Raw genomic sequence first — 22,394 nt, 5'->3', positions numbered from 1 at the left:
GTTGAACTAAACCTTCGGTAGCACCAATGTAAATTTTAATTATCTTACGAATATAATTAAAATCAATAAATTATGACTACAAAAAAAAGACATTTGAGGAATTAAGAGAGAACAAAATTATTAATCAAGCCAAGCGCGAAGTTCCAAGATTTGAGGAGTTATTAAATCGTTTTGAGCGTACTGTTTCCGTTTTAGGCAGAAGCCAAAGCACTTTTAATAATTACGCTCGTCATGTGGCTTCAATTTCTTTATATTTTGGTAAAATTCCTACTGAACTAGACCCTGAACAAGTTCATGATTATTTGTTTTATCTTCAAAAAAAGTCAAAAACACCTTCACAAACCTATTTCAAACATTGTGTTTATGGACTTCGATTTCTACTTAAATCAGAGGGTTTGCCATATGAATACCTTCGTTTACCTTCGATAAAACACGAGAAAAAACTCCCTGTAGTGCTGAGTAAATTCGAAGTTTGGACAATGCTTCAAGGGGCAAAACTACTTAAGCATAAAATCCTTATTGGTTTACTTTATGGTTGTGGTCTTCGCTGTATGGAAGTACGCAATGTTCGTTTACAAGATTTAGATTTCGATAGAAAACAACTCAAAGTAGTGCAAGGCAAAGGTAAAAAAGACCGCTACGTGCCTCTTTCGGTTCATTTAATACGAGGTTTAATGAAATATATCGAGTGCGAAAAACCGCTGGATTATTTGTTCAACGGTCAGCCAAATGAGCGTGCAGGAGGAGATTTTGACAGTCGGTATTCACAACGTGGAGTGCAATGGGCAGTCAAACAAGTAGCCAAAGCAGTTGGGATTCAAAAAGAAGTTCATGTGCATACATTGCGTCATACATATGCTACACATTTACTGGAAGATGGTATGGATATTATTACTTTAAAAGATCTTTTGGGACACCAAAATTTAGAAACTACCATGGAATATTTGCAGATTGCTCAACTGGAAAGTCAGCGTATTTTTAGTCCCTTAGATACTCTTTTTTTAAAATGCAGCCGGAAGTAGCCGATGTAGTTAGCAAATTAGGAACAAAAATAGAAAATCTGGGTTTAAACACTTGGCAATTACGCACATTATCTGCCATCAAAAAATGTCGAACTTCAGCTTTAGGTGGTCATATCGATGCTTGCGATGGTTGTGGGAATCTCACTATCAGTTATAACTCTTGTCGCAATCGCCATTGTCCAAAATGTCAAGGCAATAAGCGAGAAGATTGGATTGAAAAACGAGAAACAGAACTTTTACCAGTTCCTTATTTTCATGTGGTTTTTACTTTGCCAGACAGCATCAACTCTTTGGCAATGCATCAACCAAAAATCGTATATGATACTTTATTTGAAGCTACTTGGGAAACTTTGCAACAATTTGGCAAAGCCAAAACAATACAAATGGGAATGATTGCTGTTTTGCACACTTGGGGACAGCAATTGAGTTTACATCCTCATTTACATTGTATTGTTCCTGGTGGTGGAGTTACAAAAGGTGGACAATGGCAAAATATAAGGAATGATGGTAAATTTCTATTTCCTGTAAAAGCCTTATCAAAAGTTTTTAGAGCAAAATATTGTGCGAAGCTCAAAGCGAAAGAACCTATACAATACGAGCAAATAAGGCAAGAATTATGGAAAAAACCTTGGGTGGTTTTTGCCAAAAAGCCTTTTGGAAGTCCTAAATCGGTGGTGGAATATTTGGGAAGATATACCCATAAAATTGCCATTAGTAATCATCGAATCCGAAATATTAACAATCAAAACGTTGTTTTTGATTATAAAGATTACCGTCAAAATGGCTTTAAAAAGCAAATGACACTGACGCATGAGGAGTTTATTAGGCGGTTTTCGTTGCATATTTTGCCCAAACGCTTTGTTAAGATTCGTCATTATGGTTTTTTGAGCAATACTTGGAAGCGACAAAAGCTGAAGCTTTTGCAGGAGAAACTAAAGGTAAAAGTACTGGAAAAGCGAGAGAAGAAACCTTTTCTACCTAAATGTAGGTGTTGCAAAACAGGGAATTTACACCGAATAGCAGTTTTTGACCAGCGTGGTCCACCTGCTTGGTATCTTGGCGGTAGCCAAAATCCCAATCCCTGTGAAAGTTAATCTTATGGGTAAGGGAATTTATGCTTAAAAGTGATGGAAAAACACTTAAAAAACACCTTGGTTTTACTCCACAAAAAAGAGGATATAAAATCATCCTCTGTATCTCTAAACAATCTTTTCGAAAAACCCATAGTTGCGGAATCTCAGCGGTTCCGTTCAACACGGGTTTCATTGTTCGTGCTACGCACGCAACGAAACCTTAGCTGTTGTGCGTAGTTTTTTATTCCAAATCCCATTTGTCCAGAGTAAACCACGCTGATTTTCCTTTTTTTAAATACTTTACAATTCTTCTTTTTGGTTCTGTCCATTCTTTAGTATCGTTGTCATATATCTGAACATTATCATTGTTGTAAATTAGAATACCTTTTCTGTCACAGCTTTCAATAACTTTTACTTTAATTTCTAAATTTTGTTCATCTTTTTCTATTAAGATACCTTTTGCTAAACAAATATCATCCATCCATTTATCTTCCTGACTTTGGCTAGAAAAACCATATTTATAATTGAATTCCAGAATATCACCAACTTTCAATTCAGCAAATGTCTCTTGTTTTTCTTTAAACTCTTTTTTTTCGAGTTCTATTTTGTCTTTTTTTGATTTTTCTTCCCATTCAACATACTCTTTAATTTGTTCCTCAAAACGGATATCTTCATTTTTTAAATAGCGATAATAACTTTCTAAAATTACAACAGACATTGATTCTGGATGACTAATTCTATTATTTTGAAAAAATTTAGAAAGTCGAGAACCACCCCAAAGCTGCCAATTATTTCTCATCCATAACCCAATTCCAAATCTGTAATTTCCAGATACATAATCTTCTTCTGTAAGTTTTGTGATTTTTAATTTAACGCTATCTGAATATATTTTATTAAGTGAATTTATTGCATCGTCAAGGTCTTTCGGGATATAAAATCCACCTAAACTATCTGTTAAATATCGGATTTCATTTTCTTTGTTATTCTTTTGTTGTCTTATTAGGAATGTTTTTAATATTTCATCGTGGTTTACTTTATTACCTTTTAATTTATTTTGATAAGTTTTAAGTACGACTTCAATCATATCATTAGGAATTTCCAATCCTTTATTTTTGTAATATTTTCCGAGGCTTGCATCTCTTGTTGTACTCATTTGAGTCCATTTATAAAACCATTCTTCCATAATGTCAAATTCCGATTTGGAATTTTTGTAAAATATCAGCAAACTATCAGAAGAAATTTTTGTTAATTTCTCTTTAGTTTCTATAGTTAGGCTTTTATCTAACTTTCTAATTGCTTGATTTATATTTTTTGGTGATTTGGAATTTTGTCCGAATGTTATAAAGGAAAAGATTAAAAACATTATGGTAATTGAGAATTTCATTTCATCTTAATTTACGAGGTTTCTTAAAATTACGCACAACTCGTTTATATGCTCAGTTTTTTGCAAATTAGTTGAGCATAGCTACCCATTTTTGTATAGATTGGCTCAATTATCATTGCGTTTTATTTTTCTACAAATCATCAAAAGGACTTTTAATCTGCTGTAAGTTTTTTGTGCTTACATGCGTGTAAATTTCAGTTGTTTTACTACTATTATGTCCAAGTAACTCTTGTATGTATCGTAAATCTGTTCCACTTTCTAATAAGTGAGTAGCAAAACTGTGTCTAAGCCAGTGCAATGTTACAGGTTTATTTATAGATGCTAATTTAATACTTTTTTTTAATACTTCTTCTAAACTTCTAGCAGAATAAGGTGTGCTTTTTTCTTGCCCTTCAAAAAGATACATTTTTGGAGAATATGCTTTATAGTAGCTTCTTAACAATTCCAATATCTTTGGTGATAATGGCGTAATCCTATCCTTTTTCCCTTTAGATTGCCTTATAATAACTATATTTCTTTTGGAATCTATGTCGATTGGCTTTAAATGCAATAATTCACTTCTTCTTAAACCACAGCTATAAATAAGGGAAAGCATAGCTTTGTGCTTCAAGTTTTTCGGTACTTCTAAAATGGCTTTTATTTCTTCTTTACTCAAAACCATTGGGCAATATTTTTTCTCTTTTCGGACGATGAATTTTCTCTATAACTAATACTTCATTGCGAATGGTTTTGAAATACAGTTTGATGGCATTCACAATCTGATTTTGATAAGAAGAAGAAAGCTTGTTTTTTAAAATATAAGCAGTATTGTACAAAATAACATCGTCATTAGTGATTTCAAAAACAGATTTCTGATTGAAAAATGTTAAAAAAGATTGTAGCGCTTCGCTGTAGGTCTTTATAGTATTCTCGCTATAGCGTTTAGATTGCAACCAATGTTTAAATTGTTCTAACTGTTGTATTCCTTCCATTGAAGGAAGAAGTGGCGAAGAAATTTTGAAACGAATTCTATTGTCAATCGTATCAGGCAAGTGCCAATATTTTTTAGAAGCACTCCATCTGGCTCCATCAAAAGTTTTGATACGAGCAATTAGTCTAGCATTTTTTGCAAATATAACAGCAATACGTTTTTCTCCTTTATAGGTTATTAATTCGGCTTTCCAGTTCATGTGATATGGCTTTTACAATTATAAATATACTAAAATTGTTTGTTTTTTTAATGGTTAAAATAATTATAAAATTTCAGTTCAAAAACTGAGCATTTAGTGTTAAAAACGTTTTTTCTACTTCAGACGCAATGCGTTTGGCGTCAAAAATTAGCTGTTTTATTTTAAATTTTTCGTATAAACAAAATAATATACTACTCTAATAAAAAAATATGCTGCTCCTACACCATTTTGAACTACTCCCCTCTGACTGCATTTTTCTTACTCTGTTGGTCTAGTTTGCTACTCTGACAGTCTTGTGACCTACTCTGACGACATTTTTCTTACTCTGGAAGTCTAGTTTGCTACTCTGATAGTCTTGTGACCTACTCTGACGACATTTTTCTTACTCTGTTGCTCTAGTTTGCTACTCTGATAGTCTTATGACCTACTCTGTCGGTGTTTTGAACTACGCTGATTATTTACTGTCCAATTTCTTTTTTAATGCTTTTTTCTAAAATGCCGTATTTTACTAAACAACTATAGAATTAAATCAAAAATTACTTTTATAAAGTAGCCTATTCTTTTTGTTATTGAAGCTATTTTGTAGTACTGCCCCAAGCCCTTCGTAGTATAATTTGTTTATATTTGACTTTGAAAAGTTTTCTGCCAATATTTAACCCGTTTATTTTCCTTGACATTCATTTAAAAAAAAACATGTATCCAAACCTACTAGACAGAATTAAAGGTCTTACAATTGATGCTATTATTCTTATTGCCTTGATTATTATTACAAGTGACGTTTTAAATTCATTTGAAAACACTCCAGAAATAATGAAAGCTTTCTTATTTGTGCTCTATTTCATTTTATATGAACCATTGTTAGTTTCTATAAAAGGGGCTACAATTGGTCAGAACTATGCTGGAATTAAAGTAAGGAAAGCAAATGATGAGTCTCAAAAAATTAACTTTATAAATGCATTACTTCGATATGGTATTAAAATGGTATTAGGCTGGGTTTCTTTCATTACTTTTTTTACATCCGATAACAAAAGAACACTGCATGATTTAGCATCGGGTTCTATCGTAATATATAAATAATTATGTTCTTAAAAACTGAAACAATTACCGCAAAGAAAATGATTGGTTTTTCTATTAAAACCACGATGGCTAATGATCAAACGGTGAAGATTTGGCAACAATTGATGCCTCGATTAAAAGAAATTAAAAATGCTGTAAGTGCCGATTTATTTTCACTACAAATTTACAATGGTGAAACTTTTGAGGAGTTTACACCTACAACTGCGTTTACAAAATTTGCTTTGGTAGCAGTAAAAAACTATGATTTTGTTCCTGAAAATTTTCAACAATTTGATTTACCAGCTGGCAAGTATGCTGTTTTTCTTCATAAAGGTACAAGTGCAGATTTCCCAAAAACCACGCACTATATTTATGCAGAATGGTTACCCAATTCGGAATATACTATAGATGATCGCCCTCATTTTGCAGTAATGGGCGATAACTATTTAGGACATGAAAACCCAGAAACAGAAGAAGAAGTTTGGGTACCTATACAATAATTCTTTAATTACTATTCTAAAAAAGACACAAATTCCATTATTTTATCCAACTAATAAAAAAAACATGAAACATATTTTTCCTTTTTTCTTTTTATTTTGCACTCTCTTAACTTTCTCTCAAAATGAAACTCCAAAATATATTGATGTGACAGGCTCTAGCGTTTTAGAGGTAACTCCAGATCAGTTCTTTGTAAAAGTCATTATTACTGAATATTGGGAAGAAGAATATAAAAACAATAGTAAAGCGAAGCATTATAAAACAAAAGTGGAGTTAGATTCTGTTGAAAAAGAGTTATTTAAAATTGTTAATGATTTTGAAATTAAAAAAGAAAATATCATTACTGAAAACATAAGATCATTTAATAGAGCTAAAAAGAAAGAAACTTTAATCAGTAAAACTTATAAAATAAAATTCAATGATTTCTATATAATGGATGATTTTATAAATGAACTCAACTTTAAAGGTTTTGACCGAATTGAATTTTCCGAGTTTACACATTCTAAGATTACTGAGTTTAGAAAACAAGTTAAAATTGAAGCTTTAAATCAGGCGAAATTGAAAGCTGATTATTTACTTCAAAGCTTAGGCAAAGAACGTGGTGATCCATTAATTATAGAAGAAATAGATAACGATTCTTTTGCAAGAGCTAATACATTTAGTTCGAATTCTTTTAATAGTAAACTAGACTCAAGCCCAACAGGTTTTAAACCAATACTTATTCGCTTTGAAATAAAAGCTCGTTTTGAGATAAAATAGATATTTGAATTCTAAAAAAAGAGATAAAAAAACCACCTTGCGGTGGTTTTTATTTTATAAAGGAATATTTCCGTGTTTGCGTTTTGGAGTATCAACTACTTTGTGTTCTAGCATACTAAATGCTTTAAGCAATTTTCTGCGCGTGTCTTGTGGTAAAATAACCTCATCGATAAAGCCGCGTTGTGCTGCGCTATATGGATTTGCAAATTTCTCTGCATATTCTGCTTCTTTTTCTAAAAGTTTTGCTGCAGGATCGTTTGCTTCGCTAATTTCTTTCTTAAAGATAATCTCTGAAGCTCCTTTGGCTCCCATTACTGCAATTTCTGCACTTGGCCAAGCAAAATTAAAGTCGGCACCAATGTGTTTCGAATTCATTACGTCATACGCTCCACCATAGGCTTTACGTGTAATTACAGTCACTTTTGGCACAGTTGCTTCACTTAATGCATATAATAATTTTGCTCCGTGAACGATAATTCCGTTCCATTCTTGATCTGTTCCTGGTAAGAAACCGGGTACATCTACCAATACTAATAATGGAATATTAAACGCATCACAAAAACGTGTAAAACGCGCTGCTTTTATAGACGAATTTACATCTAAACAACCTGCTAAAAACATCGGTTGGTTGGCTACTACTCCAACACTTCTACCACCAATTCTTGCAAAACCTACAATAATGTTTTCGGCATAATTTTTATGAATTTCGTAAAACGATTCTTCATCAATAATACCTTTAATAACATCGTGCATATCGTAAGGCTTATTCGCATTATCTGGAATAAGATTTGCCAATTGTTCACGAACCTCATCGTTTAATTCGTAAGGTAATTTTGTTGGCAATTCTTTATTACTTTGAGGTAAATAGCTCAATAATCTTTTTAAATCTTCTAAACATTCAATATCGTTTGTAGACGTAATATGTGCCACTCCCGATTTTGTAGAATGCGTACTTGCTCCACCTAATTCTTCGGCAGTTACTTCTTCATTAGTTACCGTTTTTACAACACTTGGTCCGGTTACAAACATATAACTACTTCCTTCCACCATCATGGTAAAATCGGTCATAGCCGGAGAATACACGGCTCCACCAGCGCATGGTCCCATAATTGCAGAAATTTGAGGAATTACCCCAGAGGCTTGTACGTTTTTGTAGAAAATATCCGCATAACCTCCTAATGAACGCACTCCTTCTTGAATACGTGCACCACCAGAATCGTTTAAACCAATCATAGGAACATTTGCTTTTAAAGCCATGTCCATAACTTTGCATATTTTCTCTGCATGTGTTTCTGATAATGCTCCACCAAAAACGGTAAAATCTTGTGCAAAAACATACACTGGTCGCCCATTAATAGTCCCGTAACCTGTAATTACACCATCTCCATAATAGATTTCGTTTTGCATTCCGAAATCGGTTGTTCTATGTGTAACTAATGCGCCAATTTCTTCAAATGAACCTTCGTCCATTAAATAATTGACACGCTCACGAGCCGTTAACTTTTTCTTTTCGTGTTGTTTTGCTATTCTTTTTTCACCTCCACCTAAATAAGCTTGGGCTAATTTATCTTCTAATGTTTTTATTTTGTCTTGCATGTTTTTTTTGAGATAAAAGATGATAGACAAATAGATTATAGACTAAAAATATTACTCAATTTACATTTTACCATTAATTATAGAAAATGTCAATCATCTATCCGTCTTTTATCTATCCGTCTTAAAATTTCTTCTAATTAGGTAATCGAACTATCTTTTGGTCTTCCAAATATTTTTTCAAAGCTACTAAAGCAGCAATTTCTGCTTCTTTTGCCGCTTGAGCTTTCAATACCTCAGCATCATAGTATTTTTTCACGAAATGTGTATCAAAATCTCCTGAACGAAACGCTTCATGTTCCATTACAAAAGTTCCAAAAGGTAATGTTGTACTAATTCCTTCTACTTTATAATTAGCAATCGCTTTTATCATTAATTCGATAGACTCTTCACGTGTTTTTCCGTACGTAATTAACTTCGCTAACATTGGATCATAATAAATGGGTACATCCATTCCTTGCTCGAAACCGTTATCTACACGAATTCCTTCGCCAACAGGCAATTGATATACTTCAAGATTCCCAACACTTGGTAAAAAGTCGTTTAATGGATCTTCTGCATAAACACGTAATTCCATTGCATGACCAGTAATTTGCAAGTCTTCTTGTTTTACAGTAAGCGCTTCACCACGAGCCACACGAATTTGCATTTCTACTAAATCCATTCCTGTAATTAATTCCGTTACTGGATGTTCTACTTGCAAACGCGTATTCATTTCTAAGAAATAGAAATTTTTATTTTCGTCTAAAAGAAATTCGACTGTTCCCGCTCCTAAATAATCACAAGCTTTGGCTACTTTTACAGCAGCTTCACCCATTGCTTTACGGATTTCAGGTGTTAACACCGATGAAGGTGCTTCTTCTACTACTTTTTGATGACGACGTTGTACAGAACATTCTCTTTCGAAAAGGTAAATGATATTTCCGTGACCATCAGCCATAACTTGAATTTCGATATGACGTGGAGAACCAACGTATTTTTCGATAAAAACAGAACCATCTCCAAAAGCAGAAACCGCTTCAGAAACTGCACGATTCATTTGTGATTCAAATTCCGCTTCGTTATTTACAACACGCATTCCTTTTCCACCACCACCAGCTGCTGCTTTAATTAAAATTGGGAAACCAATTTCAACGGCAACTTTTTTTGCTTTTGGTATATCTGTAATTGCTTCATCTACACCAGGAACCATAGGGATATCATAATCTTTAACAGCATCTTTAGCTGCTAATTTATTTCCCATCATGTGCATAGCTTTCGACTTAGGCCCAATGAAAGTGATGTTGCTTTTTTCTACTAAATCGGCAAAGTCTGCATTTTCACTTAGAAATCCGTATCCTGGATGTATTCCATCTACATTAAGTTGTTTACAAACTTCTATTATTTTATCTCCTCGTAAATACGATTGACTTGAAGGTGCTTCTCCAATACAAACTGCTTCATCAGCAAATTTTACATGAGGTGCATTTCTATCGGCAACCGAATAAACAGCAACGGTTTTGATTCCCATTTTCTTTGCTGTTTGCATTACTCTTATGGCAATTTCACCACGATTTGCTACTAATATTTTTTTCATTGTTCTTAAGATGAAAGAAAAAAGACCATTTCATTGAAAGAAGAAAGATGTTTGTTATAAACTATTTTTTCTTGTTTCATTGCTCTTTTATCTTGTTTCTATTTTCTGTTTTCTTTACTCGAATTCAATTAATAAAGCTCCTTTTTCTACTGCTGCTCCTTTTGTCATTGTAACCGATTTGATTACTCCCTCACGAGGCGACAATATACTATTTTCCATTTTCATGGCTTCTAATATCAATAAAGGATCGTTTTCTTTTACTTCTTGTCCAACTGCTACAGCAATTTCTAAAATTAAACCAGGCATAGGTGCTTTAATTGCATTTACTTGCTTTGAGGCACCAACTTCGAATCCCATTTCTTTTATCAACATATCTAATGCATTCGCAATAGCTACAGTATAAGTCGTATTATTTACTTTTACCGTATAGGTTTTATTGATAAAATCGGTTGCTATAATTTCTGCTTGATAAGGTGTGTTGTCTTTTAAAATGTGAAATTTATCTTTTTCAACACTTACAGCGTCTAATTGAGAAACAATATCGTTATCAAGATCGAATTGAAAAGTATTGTTTACGTTTAGTTTATAATGATTACTCATATTTTTACTTTTAAGTGGTGTAAAAATAGGAAAAAGAAATCGTTTTCGTTAGTAATGAACCTCAAAAATATGCTTTTTAACGAAGCTTTAAAGCATAAAAAAAGACTATTTAGTACTTCTTTTTTTAGTTTAATACTCTATTAATTTGTTTAAATCGAGTGGAATAATACGATTCATTTAAAGAAGATATTATTACGCCTGCTGACGTGGAAGAATGTATGAATTTTATTTCTCCATCTGAAACTTCAGTTATCATTCCAACATGGTTAATTCTACTCTTTTTTCGTCCTGTTGCAAAGAAAATCAAGTCGCCTTTTTGTGCTTTATTTTTTCTAACTTCATCTCCGTAATTTGCTTGATCTCCTGATGTTCTAGGTAATGTTAAGTCTATTTCTTTAAACGTTGTTAACATTAAACCCGAACAATCGAAACCGCTTGGAGTTGTTCCGCCACTTCTGTATCGTGTACCAATGAATTCTGATGCTTTTTCTACTAGTATATCTGCTTTTTTAAGAAAATTATCAGACATTGCATTAACTAGTAGTGTCTCTTCCTCATTAAGAACAGAAGGTTCTGTTTCACCTGACTGAATTGTTAAAACATATCCAACAGGAAAATTTGTTTTTATCTCTGGATTTAAATTTTCTAAGGCTTCAATAGTAATATCATATTTTTTTGAAATACCATATTTCGTTTCTTTTGGTAGAATGATATGTTCTATCTTTTTATTACTTTGTCCATTATTTGTATTGGTTTCAGCAATCACTTCTTCTTGAACTTTTTCTTCCTTATTTAGGATCTTCAAAATGGTTCCTGCTTTTAATCTTCTTGGTTTGACTTTAGGATTAAGTGACGTTAACGCTTCAATACTTATATTATATTTTTTCGAAATTGTAGCGAATGATTCACCTTTTTTTACTTTATGCGTTCTAAGGTTTTCAGCTAATTCGTTAGTGGTTTCAACTAAGTCTTCTTCTTTTATTTTCTGAATAGTTAAAACGGTATTTACTTGCAGTACTTTGTCTTTAATTTTTGGATTTAATTTATACAATGTCTTTTCTGACATATCATATTTCCTTGTTATTGAATATATTGTTTCTCCTTTTTTTACCTTATGTGTATTGTTTTGTGCAATAGCAAAACTATTGACAAATAGAAAAAATATAACAATAATCTTGAAATTAGCCATGTAGATAGTTCGTTTAATGTTTTTATAAATATGATTTGACACAACGTATAATTTCAATTTTTATTGGACAAATCTTGAAAAATAATATTCTTTATTTTAATATCGCTTCAATTTTTTGTAATTCTTTACTTGAAAAATCTAACCTTTTTAAGCTTTCTAAATTATCATTTAATTGATTTATAGAACTTGCTCCTACAAGAACCGATGTTATTCTCTCCTCTTTCAATAACCAAGCGATAGCCATTTGTGCTAATGATTGCGATCTTTCTTTTGCTAGTGAATTTAATGCTGTAATCTTTTGAATTACTTCTTCTGTTACATCTGATGATTGTAAATATCCGTTTGGATTTGCCGCCCTTGAGTTTTCTGGAATTCCTTTTAAATATTTATTTGTTAATAATCCTTGTGCTAAAGGTGAAAATGCAACACAGCCAATTTCTTTCTGTCCTATAACATCTAACAAGCCTTGTTCTGGTGTGCGCTCAAACATAGAATATTTTGTTTGATGCACTACACAAGGTGTTCCTAATTTTTGCAAAACATCAATTGCAATTGCTGATTCTTCCGCATTATAATTACTAATTCCTGCATAAAGTGCTTTTCCTGATCGAACAGCAAAATCTAATGCAGCCATTGTTTCTTCTATTGGAGTATTTGGATCTGGTCTATGAGAATAAAAAACATCTACATAGTCTAGTTGCATTCTTTTTAAACTTTGATTTAAGCTAGAAATTAAATATTTTCTAGAACCCCATTCTCCATAAGGTCCTTCCCACATTTTAAATCCAGCTTTAGTCGTGATTAGAAGTTCATCTCTTAGGAATCCTTTGAAATTTCTTTGTACAATTTTACCAAAATTTTCTTCTGCCGAACCTGGAATTGGGCCATAATTATTAGCTAAATCAAAATGAGTTATTCCTTTATCAAAAGCTTCCTTTGCTATATTTTCAGCATTTTCAAAATCATCAACTGATCCGAAATTATGCCACAGTCCTAAAGAAATTTGCGGCATTAATAGTCCGCTTTTTCCACATCTATTATATTCCATCTGACAAAGTTAAAAATTATCTTGATTTTATACTAACACAAACAAGTCTTGTCCGACTATTTCTTTAAGTATTTTTCAATCAACATGAATAGTTTCTCTTTCTCTATTGGTTTTGTAATGAAATCATTAAAGCCTAATTCTTTTATTTTTTCAATTTCTTCTGGAAAAGAATAGGATGTTTGCGCAATTATTGGAACCGTTTTATTAAATGTTCTAATTTTTTTGAAAGCTTGATGACCATCTAAAACTGGCATTTTGATATCCATTAAAACGAGGTCTATTTCTTTATTTTCTTCACAAAACAAGATTGCTTCTTCTCCATTTTTTGCACGAATAATAGTGAAGTTTAGCATGGTTAACAATTTTTCGATTAGAAGGAAATTAATATTATCGTCTTCAGCAACCAGAATAACCTCTTTATTCCCTTTATTCATTGGCACTTCTTTAACATCTATTTGTATATCTATTTTTTGGGTAGAAGTATCTTCTTTTAATGGAATCGAAAATCTAAAAGTTGAACCAACTCCAATTTCTGATTTTAAAGACATTGTTCCTCCTAACATTTCAACATAAGCTTTCGAAATTGCGAGTCCAAGCCCTAATCCGTCATTATTTACACTTTCATTAATGCTAATTTTATTAAATCTTGCAAATATTTTTTCTTGCAGTTCATCTGGAATTCCAATCCCAGAATCTTTTACAGAAAAATCTATAGTTTGCTTTTCTTCATTTACTTCATAATCTAAAATTACAAATCCTTCATCGGTAAATTTAACTGCATTAGACAATAAATTGGTTACAACTTGATTTAATTTAACAACATCTGAAATAATGTTTTTAGAAACTAAAGGTTCTGGATTAATAAACTTTAAATCGACATTCTTATCTTTATTCATTGTAATCTTCACAGAATCGAATGTGGCTTGAAGCATTGATTTTAAATCGAAACTACTGTATTTTGGAGTGACTAAATCGGAATCAATTTTAGACATTTCAACTAAATCATCAATGATTGCAATTAAGTTTGAACCACTTTTTTTAATTATTTCTAAATATTTTTCTTTTTCAGAAGTAGTCAAATCTTTTTTTGATAATAGGTCTGAAAACCCCATGATTGCATTCATTGGCGTTCTGATTTCATGGGATAAATTCATTAAAAAAGCCGATTTTAGTTTGTCACTTTCTTCTGCTTTTAGTTTTGTTTCCTGTAGTCGGATTTTCTGGTAGTGATTTTGTTCAAATAGTTTACCAATGTATCTGAACTCTCCTCTTTTATTTTTTAATTCATTTATTGCTCCAACATCTCCTTTCTCTAATACTTTCTTAATTAGTAACATTGGTTTTTTTGCCCATCTATTTGCGTAGTAAAAAAAGATTGCGATGGATAATAAAAAACCAACAAGAGTAATGTATACTATTTTACGTGTGTTAGAAAAATCAACTTTTGCTTTTCTTTGAAAAAGTAATGATGCTATTTTCTTTCCATCAATATCCTCTAATTCTTTAATATAAAAAATATTATCTGACTCTATTTGTTCATTATTATCGTAGTATTTTATTGTTGCACTACTTGCTTTTTTAATGTTTAAAAAATATTTATCATCTAATAATTTTGCAATAAAAAAATAGCCTTTTGGAGCTGTTTTGTTCTTAAATGGATCTGTAGAAGAATGGATTGTTGCTCCATAGACAACTACTATTCCTTCTGGAATTTTTGTATAAAACTTTATTAATTTATCTTTCTTTAGTTTTGGAAATACCGATTTTGGAATGAAGTCTTGTGTTCTAATTTTTAATGTTGATGCTTTGGATACAAACTCCTCATTCATTGTATAAACATCAATATAATCTACTTTGTAACTATCAATTAAATAGACTACTGAATTATCAAACCATTCTATATTTTTTTCTTCTACAAAATTAACTAAATCGTCCCAATAGGTAATTTCGTTTATTAGTGAAATATAGGAATCTGAATTCAGGTCCATTAATCCGTTTACTTCTCTTTCTAAGTCTTGAGAAGAGGTAATATAAAACTGTCGTTGTTGCTTTTGATTATAATAATATAAGGTAGACATTAGTAATAAAAAGCCTATTGATACAATGACCAATAAGAAAACTACTTTAGAATAGGTAGTTACTTGTAAATTCTTTTTTGCCGCAACAAAGGACATAGTATCAGCGTTTAATTTATATTTTTAACTTAAAACCTGACTAAATATAAAGAATAAAAGCTTACAATAAAAATCGCTTCATTAAATTAACAATAACCCATTCTCTTTTAGTGTCTCAATTGGCTTAGAATACCAAAATAATTCAAAATCTTCAAAGTCAGATTCATAACTTGTTTTTAATTGGCCTAAAGTTGAAACAGCTTGATTCTTTACAGAAAGCGAGGGTAACATTCTAACAAGCCACTCTCCTTTTTCCTTTTCTAACACAATTTCAAATGAAACTTTTTTATCATGGAAAAATAATTTCATCATTTCCCAAGAATTCCCTTTTTTAGATTTTGTAAAAATTTCAAGTATTGGATTCATTCCTAACCACACAATTTTTGCATTTGGTTTTAATGTAAAAACTTGCTCTTGCTGTAGACAATTTGAAATATAATCTGGATCGATTTTTGTTCTTGGAATTTTAAAATCAAACCAATCTTGCAATTCATAATCAAAACAAATTCCATGCATATAATTGAATAATGATTTCTTTAATCCGAAACTAAACTTATCATGATTGATGCCTGTTTTGTCTTTGAAATTAATATCATTATTAGCAAACGTAATTTCATTTTTTTCTGGTACTACCCCAAAAGCTTCAGGATCTAATCCAACTGGACTATGTGCTGTCATTGCAAATTGATGCCAAAAACCTGATTGTAGCACTCCTAACTCAAATAATTGTCGCACCATTTCAAGACTATCAATTGTTTCTTGAATAGTTTGAGTTGGATAGCCATACATTAAATAAGCATGAACCATAATTCCTGATTCGGTTAAATTTCTGGTTACTTTGGCAACTTGTTCTAGCGTTACTCCTTTTTTTATTAATTGTAGTAACCTATCTGATGCTACTTCTAAACCTCCTGAAACTGCAATACAACCCGAAGTTTTCAATAACAAACACAAATCATAGGTAAAGCTTTTCTCAAATCGGATGTTCGTCCACCAAGTTACTACTAAGTCTCTTCTAAGAATTTCTAGCGCAACCTCTCGCATTAAAGCTGGTGGTGCTGCTTCATCTACAAAATGAAATCCGTTTTCTCCCGTTTGCAACATTAATTCTTCCATTCTATCTACTAATAGTTTGGCTGCAACGGGTTCGTAAATTTTAATATAATCTAAGGAGATATCGCAGAAAGTACATTTTCCCCAATAACATCCATGAGCCATTGTTAACTTATTCCAACGTCCGTCTGACCATAAACTATGCATTGGGTTGGCAATTTCTATCACAGAAATATATTTATCAAGGCACAAATCGGAATAGTCAGGTGTTCCTACTTCGCTTTGTTTATAGTCGTGTTTTAGAGTATTATTTTTGTAGGTTACTTCATTGTTTTCAAGGAGAAATGTACGTTTAGCCTCCACTAACCCCTCCAATGGAGGGGAATTTAAAACATGATTAACTAAAAGTTCAACAGGTAATTCTCCATCATCTAAAGTAATAAAATCGAAAAATTCAAAAACACGCTTGTCTTTTATTTCTCGAAGTTCTGTGTTTGGAAAGCCACCACCCATAGAAATCTTAATTTCTGGATAATTGTTTTTTATGAATTGAGCACAACGAAAAGCACTGTATAAATTACCTGGAAAGGGTACGGAAATTAAAACCAATTTTGGTTGAATACTTTTTACTCTATCGTTTAAAATAGATAAAGTTATTACATCTATGTAAGTAGGTTCACTTTGCAGTTCTTGATGCAGTTCATTAAATGAGTTTGCGCTTCTCCCTAAACGTTCGGCATAACGACTAAATCCAAAATTTTCATCGATACATTCTACTATAAAATCGGATAAATCCTCTAAATACAATGTTGCTAAATGCTTAGCTTTATCTTGCATTCCCATGTTTCCAAAAGCCCATTCCATATCGTCCAACTGACTAAAACGTGAAGCTTCTGGTAGAAAGTTACCACTGCATATTTGCCTTGCCAATGAAGGGTTTTTCCCTTGAAGAAATGCAATAACCGAATCTATTGTTTTACTATATTCACTTTGAAGTGTAAAAATCCGTTCTGAATTTTCAGAAATATCATTACTCGATTCGAATTGTACCGTTGCATATTCGAAAATATTTTGTAACCCTATCTTTGAAAACAATTCTAAAATTACTTCTATCCCTAAATCCATTTGAAAAGCAGCAATGTTTTTAGTATTCAGAAACCCTTTAATATAGGCTGTTGCTGGATATGGAGTATTCAGTTGGGTAAAAGGTGGAGTGATTAATAGAATGTCTTTCATCTGTTTATTTTTATTTTTTTTATAGGTCAGATGGAATTCGCCAATTATCATCTCGGTGGGCATCAAGATTTGTTATGGCTCGTTTCATAGTAAATTAAAAATGAGGACAAAATTACTCCATCTCTTTTAGAATATTATGTATTTGTTGGATTTTATCTGCTGGTAAAGCATTTATTTTATAAATAAGCTCTGTGTCCAGTTCTTTTTTAGTAAGTGTATGTAGTGCATGATCCTTTGAGATACTATCATTTGAGGATGGTTTAAAATCTAGAATATCATTGGGAGTGCAATTAAAATCTCGGCAAAACTTTTCGAGACGTACTAAGTTAATTTCATGCACTCTATTGTTCGTCAGTTTTGTAGCATATCCAGCTGAATAGCCATTCTTCGTTAAATAAGTAAAAGGTCTTACTATTCCTTTTAGTTTAAAAATGCGACTAAAATTGAAGTGTATCATATAGTTTTTATTTCAAAAATAATAAAAAAGTAATAAGATATATCAATAAAGTAGTAAATAACAATAATAAAGTAGCAAGTAATAACAATAAAGTAGTAAGATATATATATTAAGTCACATTATATTATAAAAATATGATTCTATATATAGATTTTATAGTATTAAATAATAAAAAATAAATTATAAATAAAAATAAATTAACAAGATATAAAGAATAAATAGTAAGGTATAAAAATAAAATTGCAATAAGTTAGATCAAGCTTGTTGTTTATTAAATTGTTGTTTGAAAATATTTATAATTGGCAACTAATTTTTTAAACTATTTATTCAACAAATAAGTATTTGGTTCAAAAATGTATTTGTTTAAATAGTATTTTTGCATATTATTTTTAAGTTTTTATATATGAAACTTTTATACGTTTTATTATTTTTGGTTAGTACTGTTACTGTTTTTACACAAAAACAGACTACTTCTATTGGTTTTATTGAAAACAAAGGGCAAATTATCGATCAAAAAGGAAAAGAAAATTCAAAAGTTAAATATCTATTAAATACGAATGGATTAAATGTTCAGTTGAGAGCTAATGGTTTCTCTTATGATGTATATGAAACAAAGAAAATTCCTTTAACAAAAAAGGATAAAGAGCTTTATACTTCTGACCCTAATTTTGACAATGGAGTAAAATCACCAGATTACTCTCTAAAGTATAATTTTCATAGAATTGATATTGACTTTTTAAATTCAAATAAAAATAGTAAGTTAATTTCAGAGGAAAAATCATCTGATTATGATAATTATTACAATGTTGCTCATGCACCAAACGGCATTACTAATGTACATAAATATCAAAAGATAACCTATCAAAATATTTATAACAATATTGATGTGGTTTTCTTTATTCCAAAAGATAGCACAAAAGTTGTGGAGTATAATTTCATAGTAAAACCAGGAGGAAAAGTATCTGACATTCAGTTAAAGTTTAATGGTGGTAAAACCGAATTAGTTGATAATAAAATAAAGATGAATCTTCGTTTTGGGGCAATGGAAGAAACTTTACCATTAAGTTGGATTGAGAATGGAAGTTCTAAAAAAGAAATTTCTGTAAATTATAAAAGAATTAAGAAGAATGTTTACGGTTTTGAAGGAGAAGTCAATCATTCTAATAAGATAATTGTTATTGATCCTGTTCCTGTGAGATTGTGGGGAACATTATATGGAGATAAAACTAATAATCATTATTCATTAGGTACCGTAAATAATACAATAGATTCCTATGGTAATTTGTATATGTCTGGTTCTACTTCAGCATCAAACTCCTCTTTTGCTACTACTGGTGCTCATCAAAACTCTATTCCTACTTCTCAATATTTATGTACAAATGGTATTATTGTAAAATTTGATACAAATGGAACAAGATTATGGGGTACATACTACGGTGGTATTAATTATAATGATATTCGTGGCATAAAAGCAGACTCACAAAATAATATTGTTATAACTGGACAAACACAGTCGCCAATAAACATTAGTACAGTTGGATCTCATCAAGAGAATTACCAAGCAAATCGAGATGCTTATATTGTTAAATTTAATGAATCAGGAGTGAGAATTTGGGGTACTTATTTTGGCGGGAATAATGATGACTTCGCATTGGATTTAGATATAGATAATTTAAACAACATATATATTGTAGGTGGCACTTCAAGTGTTTCAGGAATTGCTTATAATTCTAATTTTCAATCCCAATTATTTCAAAGTAGTTCAAGTTATGGCGATGCTTTTATAGCAAAATTTGATTCAACAGGAACTATTATTTGGAGTACCTATGCTGGTGGTGAAAGCTTTGAAAGCTTTAATGCAGTGGTTATTAAAGATGACCATGTAGTTGCGGTTGGCTATACTAGAAGTGAGACTAACATCGCAACAAGTGGAGTGTTTCAACAGACTAAATATCCAAACGGACAAATTGATGGTATTATTTATAAATTTTCAAATAATGGAAATAGATTATGGTCATCGTATTATGGTGGTGACAATATAGAAGATATTTTATCTGTAGAAATTGATGATGAAGATAATATTTATATTGGAGGTCAAACAGCCAGTAGCTCCAACATGACAACAACAGGAAGTTTTCAATTTTCAAGTCAAGAATTATATAATGGTTTTTTTGCTAAATTATCTAGTACTGGAGTAAGACTTTGGGGTTCCTACTTAAATGATTTGAACGTTTATTCAATTATTTATAAAAACAATTCTATTTATCTTGGAGCAACTGGAAGTTCCAGTAATCAAAATCTAACGAATTCTTGTTCTTTCAATAGGAATCTTTATGGCGAAAGTTTGGGATATATTGGTAAATTTTCTAAAAATTGTAATTTTATTTGGGGTTCATTTCTTGGTGGAGATGCAATGAATGGTGGTTATGTTATTGATTCTGCAACAAAATTATCTATTGATAATAACAATAATATTTATGTTTCTGGAATTACCAGTTCCAATAACTTAATATCAGATAGTAGTAGTCATCAACAAAATATGCTAGGTTTATTAAATTACTATTCTATGAAGTTTCTAGAAACTAGTCCAAATGTAATTAATGTTTCAAGTAACTCACCTGTATGCGTTGGTGGTACGATTAACCTAACAGCATCTGGAGGAAACAGTTACGCTTGGACTGGTCCAAACGGATTTACCTCAACTGACCAGAATCCAATTATTCCAAATGTAACTTCTCTAAATAACGGGCAATATTCTTGTACTATAACAGGAACTGGTGGTTGCGATGATACTGTTACAATTGATATAATTGTAGGTGATAGTGAAGCTCCAATTCCTACAATTACAAATTTACCCACTATAAGTGGAGATTGTAATACAACTATTGCTATTCCAACTGCTAATGATAATTGTACTGGAATAATTAATGCTACTACAACGGACCCTATAAATTATACAACTGCTGGAAACTATACTATTACTTGGCTTTATAATGATGGAAATGGAAATACTAGTAATCAAACTCAAAATGTAGTTATTATTGCTGTTCCGTTACCAATAATAAACTCACCACAACAATTCTGTATTCAAGACAACGCAACTATTAACGATATTCAAATTACTGGACAAAATATCACTTGGTATGATGCTCAAACAGCAGGAACTGTTTTACTTACATCTACTCTATTACAAAATGGAGTAACTTATTATGCAAGTCAGACAATAAATGGTTGTGAGAGTGAGAGAGTTCCTGTTAGTGTAACACTTCAGAATACTGCTGCTCCAACAGGAAATGTAAATCAAAGTTTTTGTAGTACGGCTAATGCTACTTTAAATGAGATTATTATTGCTGGTTCGTCTATAACTTGGTATGAAAATTTAAATGGCAATTCGGTTTTACCAAATACTACAACACTAGTTGATGGTACTACTTATTATGCTACACAAACGATTAATAGCTGTGAGAGTATCAATAGATTAGCTATAACTATTAGTTTAATCAATACTTTAAACGCAACCGATTATTCTGAATCCTTATGCGATGATTTGAATAATGGTTTTGAAATTATTAATCTAACCAATTATAACACTAATTTAATTACCTCAACTGGAAATACCTTTAGTTATTACAATTCGTTGAATGGTGCCGAAAATCTAATTACCTCTGATAAAATTACTAATCCAACCAATTATAATCTATCTCTTGGAAATCACATTATTTATGTTAGAATTGATTCTCCAAATACTTGCCATCAAGTGGTTACTTTAGATTTTACTTTATATAGTAAACCTTTTTTAAATATTAATGATATAATGCCAATTTGTGAAGGCGCTTCAATTACTATTTCTGCTGGTAATGGATTTGACGATTATCTTTGGTCTACTGGAGAAATAACTTCTTCTATTACTGTTTTCCAATCTGGAAATTATTCAGTAACTGTTTCAGAAAATCATGGCTCTTTAGTTTGTTCTAGTACTAAAAATTTTAGTGTAGTTAATTCAAATATCGGTACGATTACTCAAATTATTTCATCTGATTGGACTGCAAATGAAAATACAATAAGTGTATTATTAAGTTCCAATAGTGATGGTAACTATGAATATTCATTGGACGGTATCACTTACCAAAATAGTCCAATTTTTAATGGTTTACCAAATGGTGAATACACTGTTTACGTAAATGATAAAAATGGTTGTGGTGAAGTTAAAGAGGATGTTTATTTATTAATGTACCCTAAATTTTTTACTCCAAACGGTGATGGTTATAATGATTTTTGGAAAATTAAATTCTCTGAAAACGAGCCTCACTTAACAGTTACAATTTTTGATCGTTATGGGAAATTTATCAAACAATTTGGTTCTAGTTCTCAAGGTTGGGATGGAAACTATTTAGGTGAACAATTACCTTCTACAGATTATTGGTTTTTAGTAACGAGAGAAAACGGAAAAGAGTTTAAAGGGCATTTTACTTTGAAAAGATAAAAAACAACAAAAAAGCTATCAATA

17 protein-coding genes are annotated in these 22,394 nt (G+C 31.2%); 6 read left to right on the top strand and 11 right to left on the bottom strand.

The genetic code is table 11. From position 1 onward, the window contains the following. Positions 1-65: 65 nt before the first annotated feature. Positions 66-1,022, top strand: coding sequence for a tyrosine-type recombinase/integrase (locus L2Z92_RS13210; RefSeq protein ID WP_407647585.1), 957 nt, complete (start codon positions 66-68; stop codon positions 1,020-1,022). Further along, entirely contained in the window at positions 1,007-2,116 is a 1,110-nt protein-coding gene (locus L2Z92_RS13205; protein ID WP_236454176.1) for an IS91 family transposase, read from the top strand. The genes L2Z92_RS13210 and L2Z92_RS13205 overlap by 16 nt, the downstream gene beginning before the upstream one ends. Before the next feature lie 220 nt (positions 2,117-2,336). Here L2Z92_RS13205 and L2Z92_RS13200 read toward each other — a convergent pair whose 3' ends face one another. The 3 genes from L2Z92_RS13200 to L2Z92_RS13190 all read right to left on the bottom strand — a co-directional run bounded on the left by L2Z92_RS13200 (position 2,337) and on the right by L2Z92_RS13190 (position 4,648). Further along, positions 2,337-3,479: a DUF6794 domain-containing protein gene (locus L2Z92_RS13200; protein ID WP_236454173.1), complete on the bottom strand. Its 1,143-nt coding sequence runs from the start codon at positions 3,477-3,479 to the stop codon at positions 2,337-2,339. Between the two features lie 130 nt (positions 3,480-3,609). After that, positions 3,610-4,140 carry a tyrosine-type recombinase/integrase gene (locus L2Z92_RS13195; protein ID WP_236454171.1) on the bottom strand — a complete coding sequence of 177 codons (531 nt, stop codon included), beginning with the start codon at positions 4,138-4,140 and terminating at the stop codon, positions 3,610-3,612. Continuing rightward, complete coding sequence (locus tag L2Z92_RS13190) at positions 4,127-4,648, bottom strand: site-specific integrase (protein WP_236454167.1); 522 nt, start codon at positions 4,646-4,648, stop codon at positions 4,127-4,129. Before L2Z92_RS13190 ends, L2Z92_RS13195 begins: the two co-directional genes overlap by 14 nt. 693 nt (positions 4,649-5,341) lie before the next feature. On the opposite strand from L2Z92_RS13190, the gene L2Z92_RS13185 reads away from it, so the two are divergent. The 3 genes from L2Z92_RS13185 to L2Z92_RS13175 all read left to right on the top strand — a co-directional run bounded on the left by L2Z92_RS13185 (position 5,342) and on the right by L2Z92_RS13175 (position 6,961). Continuing rightward, positions 5,342-5,725 (top strand): RDD family protein, encoded by a 384-nt coding sequence (locus tag L2Z92_RS13185; RefSeq protein WP_236454165.1) that lies wholly within the window; start codon positions 5,342-5,344, stop codon positions 5,723-5,725. A 2-nt stretch (positions 5,726-5,727) separates the two neighbouring features. After that, positions 5,728-6,204 (top strand): GyrI-like domain-containing protein, encoded by a 477-nt coding sequence (locus L2Z92_RS13180; RefSeq protein ID WP_236454163.1) that lies wholly within the window; start codon positions 5,728-5,730, stop codon positions 6,202-6,204. 64 nt (positions 6,205-6,268) lie between these two features. Further along, positions 6,269-6,961: an SIMPL domain-containing protein gene (locus L2Z92_RS13175; RefSeq protein ID WP_236454160.1), complete on the top strand. Its 693-nt coding sequence runs from the start codon at positions 6,269-6,271 to the stop codon at positions 6,959-6,961. Positions 6,962-7,015: 54 nt separating this feature from the next. On the opposite strand, the gene L2Z92_RS13170 is transcribed toward L2Z92_RS13175, so the two are convergent. From L2Z92_RS13170 to L2Z92_RS13135, 8 genes are all read right to left on the bottom strand, one after another. Further along, positions 7,016-8,557, bottom strand: a complete 1,542-nt coding sequence (locus L2Z92_RS13170) for an acyl-CoA carboxylase subunit beta (protein WP_236454157.1) — start codon at positions 8,555-8,557, stop codon at positions 7,016-7,018. A 133-nt stretch (positions 8,558-8,690) separates the two neighbouring features. Next, a complete protein-coding gene (gene accC / locus L2Z92_RS13165; RefSeq protein WP_236454155.1) occupies positions 8,691-10,130 on the bottom strand; it encodes an acetyl-CoA carboxylase biotin carboxylase subunit in 1,440 nt (479 codons plus the stop codon). A 114-nt stretch (positions 10,131-10,244) separates the two neighbouring features. Continuing rightward, positions 10,245-10,730 carry an acetyl-CoA carboxylase biotin carboxyl carrier protein subunit gene (locus L2Z92_RS13160; RefSeq protein ID WP_236454152.1) on the bottom strand — a complete coding sequence of 162 codons (486 nt, stop codon included), beginning with the start codon at positions 10,728-10,730 and terminating at the stop codon, positions 10,245-10,247. A gap of 124 nt (positions 10,731-10,854) precedes the next feature. Next, positions 10,855-11,976: a peptidoglycan endopeptidase gene (locus L2Z92_RS13155; protein WP_236454149.1), complete on the bottom strand. Its 1,122-nt coding sequence runs from the start codon at positions 11,974-11,976 to the stop codon at positions 10,855-10,857. 34 nt (positions 11,977-12,010) lie between these two features. Continuing rightward, on the bottom strand, positions 12,011-12,967 hold the full coding sequence (locus L2Z92_RS13150) for an aldo/keto reductase (protein WP_236454146.1): 957 nt from the start codon (positions 12,965-12,967) through the stop codon (positions 12,011-12,013). A 56-nt stretch (positions 12,968-13,023) separates the two neighbouring features. Further along, the gene (locus L2Z92_RS13145; RefSeq protein WP_236454143.1) at positions 13,024-15,141 is read right to left on the bottom strand and encodes an ATP-binding protein; all 2,118 of its coding nucleotides are present in this window, start codon (positions 15,139-15,141) and stop codon (positions 13,024-13,026) included. Positions 15,142-15,222: 81 nt separating this feature from the next. Continuing rightward, positions 15,223-17,430: a B12-binding domain-containing radical SAM protein gene (locus tag L2Z92_RS13140; RefSeq protein ID WP_236454140.1), complete on the bottom strand. Its 2,208-nt coding sequence runs from the start codon at positions 17,428-17,430 to the stop codon at positions 15,223-15,225. Positions 17,431-17,542: 112 nt separating this feature from the next. Further along, positions 17,543-17,887, bottom strand: a complete 345-nt coding sequence (locus L2Z92_RS13135) for a helix-turn-helix domain-containing protein (protein WP_236454137.1) — start codon at positions 17,885-17,887, stop codon at positions 17,543-17,545. Positions 17,888-18,290: 403 nt separating this feature from the next. Here L2Z92_RS13135 and L2Z92_RS13130 point away from each other — a divergent pair, with 403 nt between their 5' ends. After that, positions 18,291-22,370 (top strand): DUF7948 domain-containing protein, encoded by a 4,080-nt coding sequence (locus tag L2Z92_RS13130; protein WP_236454134.1) that lies wholly within the window; start codon positions 18,291-18,293, stop codon positions 22,368-22,370. The last annotated feature ends 24 nt before the right edge of the window (positions 22,371-22,394 follow it).

This window comes from Flavobacterium jumunjinense (assembly GCF_021650975.2).
Taxonomy (GTDB): Bacteria; Bacteroidota; Bacteroidia; order Flavobacteriales; family Flavobacteriaceae; genus Flavobacterium; species Flavobacterium jumunjinense.
This window is presented reverse-complemented; position numbering and strand designations above follow the sequence as displayed.